The sequence below is a fragment of the Mycobacterium ostraviense genome, from assembly GCF_002705925.1.
In the GTDB taxonomy this organism is placed as follows: Bacteria; Actinomycetota; Actinomycetes; order Mycobacteriales; family Mycobacteriaceae; genus Mycobacterium; species Mycobacterium ostraviense.
Genome location: NZ_NKRE01000001.1, coordinates 4,424,561 through 4,438,651, shown reverse-complemented (window position 1 = coordinate 4,438,651; position 14,091 = coordinate 4,424,561). Strand labels below are relative to the sequence as shown.

Sequence of the window (14,091 nt, the reverse complement as noted above, 5' to 3'; positions counted from 1 at the left end):
CACACTCGACCACGCCGTCAGGGCCCAGGACGCACACTCGACCGCGCCGTCAGGACGGGGGAACTGTCAGGTTGACACCGGAGTCGGCGTCGAAAACGGCCAGCTTGGTGGTGTCGAAAGCCAACTCGATCGGCTGCCCGATCGCCGCCTTCGATTCCGCGGGAACCCTTGCCGCAAATTGGTTTTCGCGCATTTCCCCCTGCGCTTCCAGCTCATCCAGCTGAGCCGAGTGCACGGCCGGAGCCGAGGTGGTGAAGTAGACGTATTTGTCCGCCCCCAACGATTCGACCAAGTCGACGCCCACCTGGAAGGTCAGCGCCTTGATGCGTTGGTAGGCATCGATCAGTGCGGCGTCCCGAATATGCTCGGGCCGCACGCCGACGATCACGTTCTCGGTTTTCGCGCGGGCGGCGATCAGCCCTTGCACGTCCGGTACCAGTGTCACCTCACCGAAGGGCAGGGTCAGCCCGATAGCCGTCAACTTCGCGGGGAAGAAATTCATCGTCGGTGAGCCGATGAAGCCCGCCACGAACACGTTGGCCGGATGCTCGTAAAGCTCTGTGGGAGTGCCGATCTGCTGCGCAACGCCGCCGGACATCACCACCACCCGATCGCCCAGCGTCATGGCCTCGGTCTGGTCGTGGGTGACGTAGACGGTGGTGGTGCCCAGCCTCTTCTGCAGCCGGGCGATCTCGCCGCGCATCTGTACCCGGAGTTTGGCGTCCAGGTTCGACAGCGGCTCGTCCATCAGGAAGGCCTTGGGATGGCGCACGATCGCCCGGCCCATCGCGACCCGCTGGCGCTGCCCGCCCGACAACTGTGAGGGCTTGCGATCCAGAAGGTCGGTCAGGTCAAGGATTTTGGCCGTCTCGGAGACCTTCTGCGCGATGTCGGCCTTCTTCATCTTCGCCAGGGTCAACGGAAACGCGATATTCTGCCGCACGGTCATATGCGGATAGAGCGCATACGACTGGAACACCATGGCAATATCGCGGTCTTTGGGCGCCTTCTCGTTGACCCGTTGCCCATCGATGCGCAGTTCTCCCGACGAGATATCCTCAAGTCCGGCAATCATGTTCAACGTGGTGGTCTTGCCGCAGCCGGAGGGCCCGACCAGAATCAGGAATTCGCCGTCGGCGATGGTGAGGCTGAGGTCGGCTACCGCCATCGCGCCGTCGGGGTAACTCTTGCTGACGTGTTCGAGCACGATTTCGGCCATTGCACTATCCCTTCACAGCCCCGGACGTCAAGCCGGCGACAATCCGTCGTTGGAAGACGAGAACGAAGACGATGATCGGAACCGTGATCACGATAGCTCCGGCCGCAATCGATCCCGTCGGCTCCTCGAACTGCGAACTACCAGTGAAGTTGGCGATCGCCACCGGCGCGGTGATCGCCGCCCTGGTCGCCGTCAGCGACAGCGCGAGCAGCAGGTCATTCCAGGCGAAGATGAACACCAGAATCGCGGCGGTCACCAGCCCCGGAGCCGCCAGCGGCGCAATCACTTTGCGGAAGGCCTGCCCAGGGGTCGCGCCGTCCATCTTGGCCGCTTTCTCCAGATCCCAGGGGACCTCCCGGAAGAACGCCGACAGCGTGTAAATGGCAAGCGGCAGAGCAAAAGTGATGTACGGCAGGATCAAGCCCGGCCAGGTGTCGAACAGGCCGACGGCGCGCTCGATGTTGAACAGCGGTGTCACCAGCGAGATTGCCGGGAACATGGTGATCAGCAGCGTGGCCCCGATCAGCGCCCGCTTGCCCGGAAACTCCAGCCGGGCGATCGCATACGCCGCCATGGCGCCGAGCGCCACCGCTATCACCGTGGTGATCAGCCCGACTCCGATGGAGTTGATCAGCGCCGAGCTGAAGAATTCGCCCCGGAAGACCCCACGATAGTTGTCCAGGGTCACCGACGACGGAATCAGCTTGCCGTCCTTGACCGTTGACGTCGGCTTGAGCGACAAGCTGAAAATCCACAGCACCGGAAGCAACGCATACACCACGACCACCGTGTCGACGACTGCCCAAAACGTAGCGCGACGGGCTGCCAACTTTTCAGCGGCCATCCACGTCCGTCCCTACAGCTGCTGTCGGTCGTTGGGCGCCGAACAGCTTGATGAACATGAACGCGATGAGGGCCACGCAGCCGAAGATCAGCACGCTGATCGCCGAGCCGAGACCGACGTTGAAGCCTTTGAACAGGTTGTCGTAGCCCAGGATTGACACCGACTGGGTGTTGTTCTCGCCGGCGGTCAGCACATAGATGTTGTCGAAAATGCGGAAAGCATCCAGAGTCCGGAACAGCAACGCCACCACGACCGCCGGCTTGATGATCGGCAGGATGACCTTGCGCAGCCGTCGCCAGGCGCCGGCCCCGTCGACTTGTGCGGCCTTCAACAGATCTTCGGGGACCATCGCCAAACCGGCCAGCAGCAGCAGTGACATGAACGGTGTGGTCTTCCACACCTCGGCAATCACCACGACGCCCAGCGACGGGACCTGTTGGGTCAGCGGCGCACTGCCGTGCGGCAGCAGGTTGGCCAGGTATCCGGTGCCCGGGGTCCAGGCGTAGTACCAGCTGTACGAGGCGACCACCGTGACGATCCCGTACGGGATCAGCACCGCGGTGCGCACCAGCCCCTTGCCGATCAGCGTGTGGTGCATCACCAGCGCCAGCGCCAGGCCCAGCACGAACTCGAGCGTCACCGAGACCACCGTGATCGCCAGCGTGACCGCCAGCGCCGTCCACCAATACCGGTCGGTCAGAACCGTTTGGTAGTTGCCCAGTCCGATGAACGCGGTGTCGCCGGGGTTAGCGAAATTGTTGCGCTGCAGGCTCAGCCACACCGCATAGCCGATCGGGTAGGCCGTCACCGCCAGCATCAACAGCGCCGCCGGTGCCACCAGGATGAACGCCAGGCGCTGCTCGGCTCGGCGATTCCCCGAGCGCACGAAAGCGTGCGTCACGGCAGCAGGCCCTTGCCGTCGACGGCCTTGTGCACCTGCGCGGCGAGCTCGTCGGCGGTGCGTTCCGGGTCGATCTTGGTGACCGGACTCAGCGCCGCCGCCAGCCGCAGCGACACCGCTTGGTAGGCCGGCGTCGCCGGCCGCACGGCGGCGTCGGTGAGCTGTCGGCGGATGATCTCGTACATCGGATATTTCGCCTGGAACTGCGGGTCGGAGTACAGCGAGGTCCGTACCGCGGGAAGACCGCCCTGGATCGAGAGATATTGCTGGTTCTGCAGGTTACGCAGGCATCGGACCGCTTCGAACGCCTCGGCTTTATGGCGGGTGGTGCTGGCCACCGCCAGGTTCAGCCCGCCGATCGTCACCTTGGCCGGCTGGCCCGGCAGGACGCCTGGATAGGGCGCGAAACCGAACACCCTCTGGCTGGCTTGATAGGCAATGCGGAACTGTCTGTCGCTGGGCACGAAGGTACCGACGTTGTCGACGGCGCCGGCCAATTCGGGAAGGCGGTTGAGCGGCAGAAACGGCACCCCACCCTTGACCGCATTCTCCAGCATGGAGGCGAACACGTACGGCCAGTTGACCTCCAGGGCCGCCTTTCCCTGTTCGAACGCCAGCCGGGCGGTGCCCTCCTCCGCGCGGCTGATCGACGGGTCGGCTCCGGGTGCGGTGGCCACCGATTTCAAGACCCGCAGTGCGGCGACGGTGGCGGCCCGATGCTCGGGGGTGTCGGTCAGGGTGACCCGTTTGCCGTCCTCGTCGAGCACCTGACCGCCGACGCTGGTCAGCACGGTGTTGAACCACACCACCAGACCCTCGCCCTGGTTGGCCTGCGCCGCGATCCAACTCGGCAAACCGGCGGCGCGCAGTCGGGCCGCCTCGGCCACCATGGCGTTCCAATCCCCCGGCGGCTGAGGCACCAAATCCGGCCGATACCAAAGCAATTGGGTATTGGTGGTGACGGGCGCGCCAAAGAGCCGGTGCTTCCAGGTGGCCGTCCTGATCGGGCCCGGAAGCGTGTCGGAGGTGGCATCGGCCTCGGTCAGCCCGGCCGGATCCGCCGACAGCGGCACCGTCCACCCGGCCTCGGCGAACTCGGCCGTCCAGACGACGTCCATCGCTATCACGTCCAGGGTGTGATCGTTTCCGGTCAGCCGCCGGGCCAGTTGGAGCCGCTGCTGGTCGGGTGACCGGGGCAGGCTCACGTGCTCGATGACGTATCGGCCGCCGGCTTGCTCGGTACAGCGTTGCGCAATAGCGGTGAACGTGGCCCCGTCGGTGGCCGGGGTGTAGAAGCTGAGCACCAGTCCGTGGCCGCGCGACCCGCAGGCCGAGACCGCGGACGCGACCGTCAGCGCCGCCAGCACGGCCGCGCCCAGCCGCCTCACCTTCGCCACCGGCACCGGCGTCAGATCGCCAAACGCGCCAGCAGATCGCGTGCCTTCTCCGCGTTTTGCGGATCGCAGAGTACGTCGTAGCGGCCGGCCACCAATTGCATAGTCGAGCTGAAATCCCTGGTGCCGCGCGCCATCGCATACGGAACCGCGGAGGTGATCAGCCCGAAGAAAACCCCGGCGACCAAACCGGTGACCAGCGCGGCCCACGGGTTGGGGCTGAAGAAGCCGAGCACCAAGCCGATGAACAGACCGAGCCACGCTCCGCTGAGCACACCGCCGCCGAGCACCTTCGGCCAGGTCAGCCGGCCCGTCACGCGTTCCACCTGCATCAGGTCGACGCCGACGATGGTCACCTGCTGGACCGGGAATTCCTGCTCCGACAGGTAGTCGACAGCGCGCTGCGCCTCGGCGTAGGTGGGATAGGACCCGACCGGCCAGCCTTTGGGCGGGGTGGGCAATCCGGGCACAACCCGTCGACCAGCAGGCCCGGTGGGCGGTGTGGCACCGGGAACCTGTCCCGGCTGGAATGGGCTAGTCATCGGTTCTCATTCTCCTCTGCCGTGCTATGCCCTGGCCATCGTTTCATCTTCGGGACGCCCGCGCATTATCAGGACGACCGCGAACCGGTCGCCTCGCACCGGGTATTACCCATATTTCGCCCGGCGGGGGCCTCGCCCGACGAAGGAGTATGCCGTCATTTCAGGGGGCCACCGGCGCCGCCCGCACCCGGGCGTCGGCCCGGTCCCGTCGGCTAGGTTGATCACCATGACAGCTTCCGGTGGCTCCTCCGACGAGGGTGCCCACGACGGCACGACCTCACCTCCCGCGGCCGGTGAGCAGCGCCCTGAGCAGCCCGGTTCCTCCAGCTCCGGCGTCCCGTGGGCGGCCCCGGAAACATCGTCGCCACCCGCCGACTACCCGCCCGCGTATCCGCCCGGTTATCCGCCCGGGTATCCGCCCGGTTATCCGCCCGGCCCGCCGGGCCCGGCGGGGTATCCGTCTGGCTACGCGCCCGGGTATCCGCCACCGACTTCGCCGCCCACCTACGCGCCGCCGGGATATTCGCCGTACGGCGCGCCGCCGGCAGATTACCCGGGCCCGTATCCCACACCCATGGCATCGCAGTACGGCGGATCCGCATACCCGCCGCCCTCCTACCCGGGCGGCAATTTCCCGCCGCCGTACCCGCCGCCGGACTATATGGGCGGCTATTACTCCCCGCCGGGCCCAACGATGCCGGGCACCAACACCATGGCGATCGTCTCGCTTGTGTCGTCGTTCGTGGGCGTGTTCTGCTGCATCGGCTCGATCGTGTCCATCGTGATGGGCACGATCGCGCTCAACCAGATCAAGCAAACCCGAGAAGACGGCTATGGCCTGGCGGTGGCCGGCATCGTGATCGGCGTTGCGACGCTGCTGGTCTATCTGATCGTCGCGATCTTCAGCCTTCCGTCCCATTAGAACCCGTTAGCACCCGTCAGCACCTGCCATCGGGCTGCCTACGCTCTCAATCATGGGCTCGGTCAACAGGGTTTATGTGGCGCGGCTGTCGCGGATGATGGTGCTGGGTCCGCTCGGCGAATCCTTCGGCCGGGTTCGCGATGTCGTGATCAGCATCAGCATTGTCCGCCAGCAGCCGCGCGTACTGGGGCTGGTGGTCGATCTGGCGACCCGCCGCAGCATCTTCATACCGATCCTGCGAGTCGCTGCGATCGAGCCGGACGCGGTGACACTCGCCACCGGCAGCGTGTCGTTACGCCACTTCGAACAGCGGCCGGGTGAGGTCCTGGCAATCGGCCAAGTGCTCGACACACCCGTCAAGGTCAACGACCCGGCCCTGCCGGAGCTGGCCAGCGCCGACCTGGTGGTGACCGACCTGGGCATCGAGCAAACGCGAACCCGCGACTGGCTGGTGACCAGGGTCGCCGTTCGCGCCCACCGACGGCTGGGACGGCGGGGACCGGTACACATCGTGGACTGGCAATACGTACGCGGATTGACGCCGTCTGCCCTGGCCATGCCCGGTCAGGCCGTGGCACAACTGCTGGACCAGTTCGAGGGGCGGCGCCCGGTCGACGTCGCCGACGCCATCCGCGGTCTCCCGTCCAAACGCCGCTACGAGGTGTTCCGGGCGCTCGACAACGAACGGCTGGCCGACATCCTGCAGGAGCTGCCCGAATCGGATCAGGCCGAAGTTTTGTCCCAACTCGGGACCGATCGCGCTGCCGACGTCCTCGAGGAGATGGATCCCGACGACGCCGCCGACCTGCTCGGGGTGCTGAATCCGAACGATGCCGAGACGTTGCTGACCCGAATGGACCCCGACGACTCCAATTCGGTGCGACGGCTGCTGAAGCACTCGCCCGACACCGCGGGCGGGTTGATGACCTCGAATCCGGTGGTGCTCACCCCGGACACGTCGGTTGCCGAAGCGCTGGCCCGGGTCCGCGACCCCGACCTGACCCCCGCGCTGTCGTCCATGGTCTTTGTGGCGCGCCCGCCGACGGCCACCCCCACCGGCCACTACCTGGGTTGCGTGCAGCTGCAGCGACTGCTTCGCGAACCGCCGGCCGACCTGGTGGGGGGACTCGTCGACACCGACCTGCTGACCCTGACACCGGAGACCCCAATGGCCGCCGTAACCCGTTATTTCGCCGCGTACAACCTGGTGTGCGGGCCGGTGGTCGACGATCAGAGCCACCTGTTGGGCGCGGTGACGGTCGACGACCTGCTCGATCATCTGCTGCCGCCTGACTGGCGCGTGGACGTGCAGCAGCTCGATCCCGCCGGCCGACCCGCCCGATCCGGAGGAGACCTGTGAGCAAGCCCTCAGCACCTCGGCGGCTGTACACCCCGCGGACGTCGCGCAGGTTCACGCCGCGGCTGGACCCTGAGGCTCTCGGGCAAGTCACCGAACGCATCGCACGGTTTTTCGGCACCGGCCGTTACCTGCTGCTGCAAACGCTGATGGTGCTGACCTGGATCGCGTTAAATCTGTTCGCGGCTCACTGGCGCTGGGATCCCTACCCGTTCATCCTGCTCAATCTGGCCTTTTCCACCCAGGCCGCCTACGCGGCACCGCTGATCCTGCTGGCCCAGAACCGTCAGGAAAACCGTGACCGCGTCGCCCTGGAAGAGGACCGCCGCCGCGCCGCGCAGACAAAGGCCGACACCGAATACCTGGCGCGGGAGCTGGCTGCCCTGCGGTTGGCCATCGGCGAGGTCCCGACGCGGGACTACCTGCGACACGAACTGGAGAGCCTGCGTACTCTGATGGCCGATTTGCAGTCTGCCCATCCGGACGCCGACCCGGCGCGGGCGACTGACGGGACGGAACGCCGAGCGAGGAAAACCCTGTGAGAACCAACTCCCCCATTGCGCCACTCCCGTCACAAGAGTTATGTATGGTGATCTAGTTCACGAGGCTAAGAAGCATAGTTATTCGACGGCTCGCATAATTGAGGACGGTCGAGGTGCGCATAGGGGGCCGCTGGGGTGCTCACCCGGCCGTTACTGAAGGCGCCACCCAGTTGTGGGATTCGGTGCGCCAGCGGGCCATGCGCCTCACGAAGTCACCGGTATTCGGCATAGCCATGATCACCCCCCTGGTGTTCGCCGGAGCGGTCGGCGGCGCGGCACCTGCGTCCCACGGACGGACGCCGTCGGCGCGCACCGCCATCACACCGGTGGCCGCGGTCGCCCCGTCCCCCCTCGTCGACCTGTCCGGACCGACGGTCATCGCCGTCCCGCGTCCGCCGACCGGCTTCCACGTCGCCGCGGCCACCACCGCCGCCCCACCGCCACCCATGATCGTGAATTCGCCCGGCGCGCTTGGCATTCCAATTATGGCACTGACGGCCTATCGCAACGCCGAACAGAAGATGGCCGTTGCCGCGCCGGCGTGCGGCATCAGCTGGAACCTGCTGGCCGGGATCGGGCGGATCGAGTCGATGCACGCCAACGGCGGCGCGGTCGACTCACGCGGCACCGCGGTCAGCCCGATCTACGGGCCCGCCCTGGACGGCACGTTGCCCGGCAACGAGGTCATCATCCAGAGCATGATCGGCAACCGCGTCACCTACGCCCGCGCCATGGGCCCGATGCAGTTCTTGCCCGGCACCTGGGCGCGTTACGCCGTCGACGGCGACAACGACGGCGTACCCGATCCGCAGAACCTGTTCGACTCCACGCTGGCGGCCGCTCGCTACCTGTGCAGCGGCGGACTGAACCTGCGGGACCCCGCGCAGGTCATGGCCGCCATCTTGCGCTACAACAACTCGATGCCCTATGCCCAGAACGTGCTGGGCTGGGCGGCGGCGTACGCCACCGGCGTGGTGCCGGTCGACCTGCCGCCGATCACCGGGCCGCCGCCGCCGATCGGCGACGCACACCTGGAGCATCCGGAGGGGCTTGGGCCCAACCTGCCGATGAACGTCAACGGCCTGGGCGCCTACGACCCGATGGGCCACATTCCGTTGATCGACTTCGGCCCGCCGCAGCTGGCCAACACGCCGCCGCCGCTGTGGCCGTGGCTGCAACAACCCACCCCCCAGCCCCAGGCGCCGCAACCCGGGTGCACGCTGATCTGCATCACCTCGCAGAACCCGCCGGACGCGGTTGCGCCCGGGGGTCCCCCAATCCCGTTCGGCGGCATCGTGATTACACCGCCGGCTGCTCCCGCCGCTCCCCCGCCAGCCGAGCTGCCCGCGCTCGGCGACCCTGGCCAGCCGCCACCGGCAGCCCCGGCCCCGTCCGGCTCGGCGTCGCCGAAACCGGCCGGGCCTTCGCCCGCACCTGCGCCGACCACGCCGGTGCCGGGCGGGCCGGTGCTCACTCCGGTGAGCTGACCGGTCGACCGGCTGGCCGACACCAGGGCCGCATACACTCGGCGGTGATGTCCGGAACTCGAGACGACGCCGCCAACCTCACTGCCGCTGTGCGCACCGCACTGGCCAAAGTGATCGACCCGGAACTTCGGCGACCCATCACCGAACTCGGAATGGTCAAGGGTGTCGACGTCAGCCCGCAGGGCGAGGTCCATGTCGGTATCTACCTGACCACTGCCGCCTGCCCTAAGAAGACTGAGATCACCGAGCGCGTCGCCCGGGCGGTGTCCGACGTTCCCGGCACCGGAGCCGTCCGGGTCAGCCTGGACGTCATGAGCGACGAGCAGCGCACCGAATTGCGCAAACAGCTGCGCGGTGACGCGCGGGAACCGGTCATCCCGTTCGCCCAGCCCAGCTCCTTGACCCGGGTCTATGCCGTCGCTTCCGGCAAGGGCGGCGTCGGCAAGTCCACCGTCACGGTCAACCTGGCCGCGGCGATGGCCGCCCGTGGCCTGTCGGTCGGCGTGCTGGACGCCGACATTCACGGTCATTCCATTCCCCGGATGATGGGTACCACCGACCGGCCGACGCAGGTGGAGTCGATGATCCTGCCGCCCATCGCCCACGAGGTGCGGGTCATCTCGATCGCGCAGTTCACCCAGGGCAACACGCCGGTGGTGTGGCGCGGGCCGATGCTGCACCGGGCGCTGCAGCAGTTCCTGGCCGACGTGTACTGGGGTGATCTGGACGTGCTGCTGCTCGACCTGCCGCCCGGGACCGGCGACGTCGCCATATCGGTGGCTCAGCTGATTCCCAACGCCGAGATCCTGGTGGTGACCACGCCGCAGCTGGCCGCTGCCGAAGTGGCCGAACGGGCCGGCAGCATTGCCCTGCAGACCCGGCAGCGGATTGTCGGCGTCGTCGAAAACATGTCGGGACTCACGCTTCCGGACGGCAGCACGCTGCAGGTGTTCGGCGAGGGCGGAGGTCAGCAGGTGGCTGAGCGGCTGACCCGTGCGGTCGGCGCCGACGTGCCGCTGCTGGGCCGGATCCCACTGGACCCCGCGCTGGTAACCGCCGGTGACACGGGCGTGCCGCTGGTCTTGAGTGCGCCGGATTCGGCGGTGGGTAAAGAGCTGCTCAACATTGCCGAGAGTTTGGCGGCCCGGCGCCGCGGGCTGGCCGGCATGTCGCTGGGGCTCGACCCGACCCGGCGCTGAGCGGCTGTTCAGGTCGCGTCGGAATCGAACGGAGGACGTGCGGGCTCGTCAGGAACGGGCCGTTCCGTCCCGGGCGGCGGGTCGGCCGGCTGCGCGGGAGTCGCGGCGGCCGGCTGGTCGAAGTTGCCGGTGAAGAGGGAATCGTCGCCGTCGAGCAGGTGCTTGGTCAACGCCGCACGCGGCGTCATGCCCCGCAGCTTCTGCAGCTCGCTGAGGTGCCCGCGAAGGTCGTCGAATTCGGGTCCCATGTCCTCGCGCAGCTGATTGGTCACACCGCTGAGGTATTCCCTAGCCTGACGCAGCGCGCCCGCGGTCCAGCGGATCGCGCCGGGGAGCCGTTCCGGGCCAAGCACCACCAGCCCGACCACGACGAGTACGAGCATCTCCCCCCAGCCGATGTTGGCGAACATCAGATCGGACGGTGATGACCCGCTGCGCCCGGCTGTGCCGCGCTTGCGATCATCACGAGCTGGTATCGGGTTCGGGCTTGACCGTCAGCGTGACGTGGCGACCCTCGCGGACCACCTCCACCGGCGCGTCCTGCCCGATGGTCAGCTGCCGTACGGCGACGACGAACTCATCGGAGTCGGCCACCTTACGGTCGCCGATCTTGACGATCACATCGTTTTCCAGAATTCCGCCCTTCTGGGCGGGGCTTCCGGCCTTCACGTTGGCCACCTGCGCACCCGATGCGATCGCGTTGCTCACCGAACGCGTGCTGATACCCAGCGTCGGGTGGACGATCTTTCCGTCTTTGATCAGCGTTTGGGCGACCACCTTCATCTCGTTGACCGGAATGGCGAAGCCTAGGCCGCTGGCGCTGTCCGAGAGCGACTTGCCGGCGGTGTTGATGCCGATCACCTGCGAATCCATGTCGATCAGCGGACCGCCGGAGTTGCCGTGGTTGATCGAGGCGTCGGTCTGCAAGGCGTCGATCACCGTATCGGTGTCCGAACCCTCCCCCGACAACGGAACGGGACGGTGCAGCGCGCTGATGATGCCATGCGTCACGGTGCTGCGCAGTCCCAGCGGCGCACCGGCGGCCAGCACCTCGTCGCCGACTCGTACCTTGCCGGAATCACCGAGCCGGGCCACGGTCAGGTTGTCGACATTGTCGACCTTCAGCACGGCCAGGTCGGTCTTGGGGTCACGCCCCACCAGGCTGGCGGGCACCTCCTTGCCGTCGTTGAACACCACGGTCGTCTTGAACTGGCTGGGGTTGTTCGCGGCTTCGGAGATCACGTGGTTGTTGGTGACGATGTAGCCGCGACCGTCGATGATGACACCGGAACCCTGCATGCCCTCCTGGTCGCTCTTCGATTCGATGGTCACGACCGAGTCGGCGACCGCCGCGGCCACCTTGGTGAACCTGCCGGCCGGCTCCTCGGCGTTGCCGCTGGTCGACAACGTCACCTTCGATGTCGTGAACGCCTCGACGACTTCGGCGGTCTTGCGGCCGATCACACCGCCGGTCACGCCGATCACCAGCGCGATGATGGCCAGGACGACCAGCGCCAGATAGGACACCTTGCCGCCGAACAGCACATCGCGCACGCCGAGCTTGCCCCGCTGGCCGAGCGCGCTGTGTGGTGGCGGTGGGGTCAGTGCCGGGGTTCCCAGAGCGGCCGCCGCGGCGGGATCGCGCCACGGATCATCAGGCTCGTCCTGTTGACCGTCCTTTTCGGCGGCCAGCGCCCCGGCGTCGATGGGGTGGCGTTGCAGCGAGTCGACGCCGCCGGGTGGCCGGCTGAAGGCTTCCTCCAGCACCGGGTCGGCTGGTTGCTCGTGCACTCGGAACTCGGCCTGGTCCTGGTACTTCGGCGGACGAACCCGCTCCGCCACAAACGAACCCTGCACCCCCGATGGTCGCCCGAACGCTTGACGCGATGCGGAATCGACCGGTGGCCGAAAGACGGGACGCGGCGCCAGGCGGGGGCCGCCGTCCCCCACACCGGTACTGCCACTGTTTTTGCCTTGGTCGGAGGTCACGTGATCCTCTTCTGGTTCTCTGCTGAGCGTTGGCGACACGGACCATGACGGCCCGCCCTGCCGGACGCGGCGTTATCGGTGTCCACCCTAGTATCCGTGACATTTCTGATGGCTGAAGCCAGCAGGCGGCCGGCCTTCATCCGGGGTGCAGCCAGCCAAGCTAGCGACGCTTGCGCTGGCCACGGACATCGCGCAGAGCGAAAGGATCCGGCAGCGGCGTCGCGTCGTCGGACGGCTGATGCGGGATTTCCGACAACAACCCGAGCAGCGTGCTGGGGATGCGGATCGGACACGAGTCGCGCAGCGCGGCGCGAGCACGGCTGTGATCGTCTACTTCGGCCGCGCACTGCGGGCACAGCGACAGGTGATGCGCCGCGCGCAGGTGGGCGTTCATTGTCAGCTCACCATCGACAAACGCGGCGATGGCCTCGATGGAGAGGTGCTCGGTGGACCGGAACCGGCGCGGCGCACCGACCGGCACATCGCTTTGCGAAGCGAATTGGGTGGGAAGCCAGGAGAACGCGCGCCGAAACACATGTCCCCGGTCGGCCATCACCAGCTCCTTCCGCGCTTTCGAGCCATTTCCAGGCGTTATCGGGTCGTTTCTCGCCTTGGTATTTCGAATGTAGCGCGGCCCGGTGCCGGATAACCATCATCAGCAAGTAAAACCAGAGGATTTGGGACCAGTTGGCAACCATGCAGCAGCCAAACCGATGGTTCGGCTCCTGGCGCTTGTCTTAACCGCCTGTCCTCACCGATCGCGCGTAGGCCTCGCCGTGTTCGGGATGGGCGGCGAGATAGTCGCGCAACGCCTGGCGTCCGCGGTGGATCCGGCTCCGCACGGTGCCGAGCTTGACACCGAGGGTGGCACCAATCTCCTCGTAGGACAGACCTTCGATATCGCACAACACGACTGCGGCGCGGAACTCCGGCGGCAGCGAATCGAGGGCAGCCTGCAAATCGGGCCCCAGCCGTGCGTCGTGATAGATCTGCTCGGGGTTGGGGTCGTCGGCAGGCACCCGGTCGTAATCCTCGGGCAACGCCTCCATCCGGATGCGGGTCCGGCGGCGGACCATGTCGAGAAAGAGGTTGGTGGTGATGCGGTGCAACCAGCCCTCGAAGGTCCCCGGCTGGTAGTTCTGGACCGACCGGAAAACCCTGATGAACGTTTCTTGCGTCAGGTCCTCGGCATCGTGCTGATTGCCGGAGAGCCGATAGGCCAGCCGGTACACCCGGTCGGCGTGCTGACGCACGAGTTCGTCCCACGACGGCATTGCGGCCTTGTCCCCGGTCGCGTCGAATACCGCAGTACCCAGCAACCCGTCAGACGGTTCGACCCACTCGTCGTCGCGGATCTGTTGGGGGTGAGACATGGTTGTCGTGCTCAAAGTGGCGATGTCGTGTCCCTCCGGAATTCCCGTGCCATCAAGCGTTGGCAGCTCGTTCCCGGCAACGCGAAGTTGCCACTCGGTATTCCCCGCCCAGCGTCCGCCTCGTTCCATACCGATACCGTCGCGTACCGGCGTGTGGGCGGTATATGAGCAAACTGAGCTTTGGCTGAGAAACCATTTCGTTACCTGGATTTTCCTGGGCTTTTCGGGTGCGGGGTGACCTTGGTCGCGCGGTGCGTCCCGGGCGTGTCGGCAGCGGCCGCGGCGGTGCGGGCTCAGGTCCCGGCCATCGGGCGCGCCTGCC

14 protein-coding genes are annotated in these 14,091 nt (G+C 66.9%); 5 read left to right on the top strand and 9 right to left on the bottom strand.

Annotated elements, in window-relative coordinates:
• Positions 1 to 49: 49 nt before the first annotated feature.
• The 5 genes from CDN38_RS20785 to CDN38_RS20765 are packed head-to-tail and all read right to left on the bottom strand — an operon-like array spanning position 50 to position 4,900.
• Positions 50 to 1,219 carry an ABC transporter ATP-binding protein gene (locus CDN38_RS20785; RefSeq protein ID WP_075513534.1) on the bottom strand — a complete coding sequence of 390 codons (1,170 nt, stop codon included), beginning with the start codon at positions 1,217 to 1,219 and terminating at the stop codon, positions 50 to 52.
• A gap of 4 nt (positions 1,220 to 1,223) precedes the next feature.
• On the bottom strand, positions 1,224 to 2,048 hold the full coding sequence (locus CDN38_RS20780) for a carbohydrate ABC transporter permease (RefSeq protein ID WP_099319445.1): 825 nt from the start codon (positions 2,046 to 2,048) through the stop codon (positions 1,224 to 1,226).
• Positions 2,049 to 2,052: 4 nt separating this feature from the next.
• Positions 2,053 to 2,964, bottom strand: coding sequence for a carbohydrate ABC transporter permease (locus tag CDN38_RS20775; protein WP_180276363.1), 912 nt, complete (start codon positions 2,962 to 2,964; stop codon positions 2,053 to 2,055).
• The gene (locus tag CDN38_RS20770) at positions 2,961 to 4,361 is read right to left on the bottom strand and encodes an extracellular solute-binding protein (RefSeq protein ID WP_408633020.1); all 1,401 of its coding nucleotides are present in this window, start codon (positions 4,359 to 4,361) and stop codon (positions 2,961 to 2,963) included. Before CDN38_RS20770 ends, CDN38_RS20775 begins: the two co-directional genes overlap by 4 nt.
• An 11-nt stretch (positions 4,362 to 4,372) precedes the next feature.
• Positions 4,373 to 4,900, bottom strand: coding sequence for a general stress protein (locus CDN38_RS20765; protein WP_023366448.1), 528 nt, complete (start codon positions 4,898 to 4,900; stop codon positions 4,373 to 4,375).
• 226 nt (positions 4,901 to 5,126) lie between these two features.
• Between CDN38_RS20765 and CDN38_RS20760 the strand changes: the two genes are divergently transcribed.
• The 5 genes from CDN38_RS20760 (at position 5,127) to CDN38_RS20740 (ending at position 10,407) form a co-directional block, all read left to right on the top strand.
• Positions 5,127 to 5,822 carry a DUF4190 domain-containing protein gene (locus tag CDN38_RS20760; RefSeq protein WP_075513563.1) on the top strand — a complete coding sequence of 232 codons (696 nt, stop codon included), beginning with the start codon at positions 5,127 to 5,129 and terminating at the stop codon, positions 5,820 to 5,822.
• A 52-nt stretch (positions 5,823 to 5,874) separates the two neighbouring features.
• A complete protein-coding gene (locus CDN38_RS20755; RefSeq protein ID WP_075513531.1) occupies positions 5,875 to 7,182 on the top strand; it encodes a magnesium transporter MgtE N-terminal domain-containing protein in 1,308 nt (435 codons plus the stop codon).
• Positions 7,179 to 7,721 (top strand): DUF1003 domain-containing protein, encoded by a 543-nt coding sequence (locus tag CDN38_RS20750; protein WP_075513530.1) that lies wholly within the window; start codon positions 7,179 to 7,181, stop codon positions 7,719 to 7,721. The genes CDN38_RS20755 and CDN38_RS20750 overlap by 4 nt, the downstream gene beginning before the upstream one ends.
• Before the next feature lie 113 nt (positions 7,722 to 7,834).
• A complete protein-coding gene (locus CDN38_RS20745) occupies positions 7,835 to 9,208 on the top strand; it encodes a lytic transglycosylase domain-containing protein (RefSeq protein ID WP_075513529.1) in 1,374 nt (457 codons plus the stop codon).
• 47 nt (positions 9,209 to 9,255) lie between these two features.
• Positions 9,256 to 10,407 carry an Mrp/NBP35 family ATP-binding protein gene (locus CDN38_RS20740; protein ID WP_075513528.1) on the top strand — a complete coding sequence of 384 codons (1,152 nt, stop codon included), beginning with the start codon at positions 9,256 to 9,258 and terminating at the stop codon, positions 10,405 to 10,407.
• Between the two features lie 8 nt (positions 10,408 to 10,415).
• Here CDN38_RS20740 and tatB read toward each other — a convergent pair whose 3' ends face one another.
• From tatB to sigE, 4 genes are all read right to left on the bottom strand, one after another.
• Positions 10,416 to 10,817, bottom strand: coding sequence for a Sec-independent protein translocase protein TatB (gene tatB / locus CDN38_RS20735; protein ID WP_075513527.1), 402 nt, complete (start codon positions 10,815 to 10,817; stop codon positions 10,416 to 10,418).
• A 52-nt stretch (positions 10,818 to 10,869) separates the two neighbouring features.
• Positions 10,870 to 12,396: a serine protease HtrA gene (gene htrA, locus CDN38_RS20730; protein WP_075513526.1), complete on the bottom strand. Its 1,527-nt coding sequence runs from the start codon at positions 12,394 to 12,396 to the stop codon at positions 10,870 to 10,872.
• A gap of 160 nt (positions 12,397 to 12,556) precedes the next feature.
• Positions 12,557 to 12,949 (bottom strand): anti-sigma E factor RseA, encoded by a 393-nt coding sequence (gene rseA / locus CDN38_RS20725; protein ID WP_075513525.1) that lies wholly within the window; start codon positions 12,947 to 12,949, stop codon positions 12,557 to 12,559.
• 184 nt (positions 12,950 to 13,133) lie between these two features.
• Positions 13,134 to 13,898 (bottom strand): RNA polymerase sigma factor SigE, encoded by a 765-nt coding sequence (sigE, locus tag CDN38_RS20720; protein ID WP_075513524.1) that lies wholly within the window; start codon positions 13,896 to 13,898, stop codon positions 13,134 to 13,136.
• Between the last annotated feature and the right edge of the window lie 193 nt (positions 13,899 to 14,091).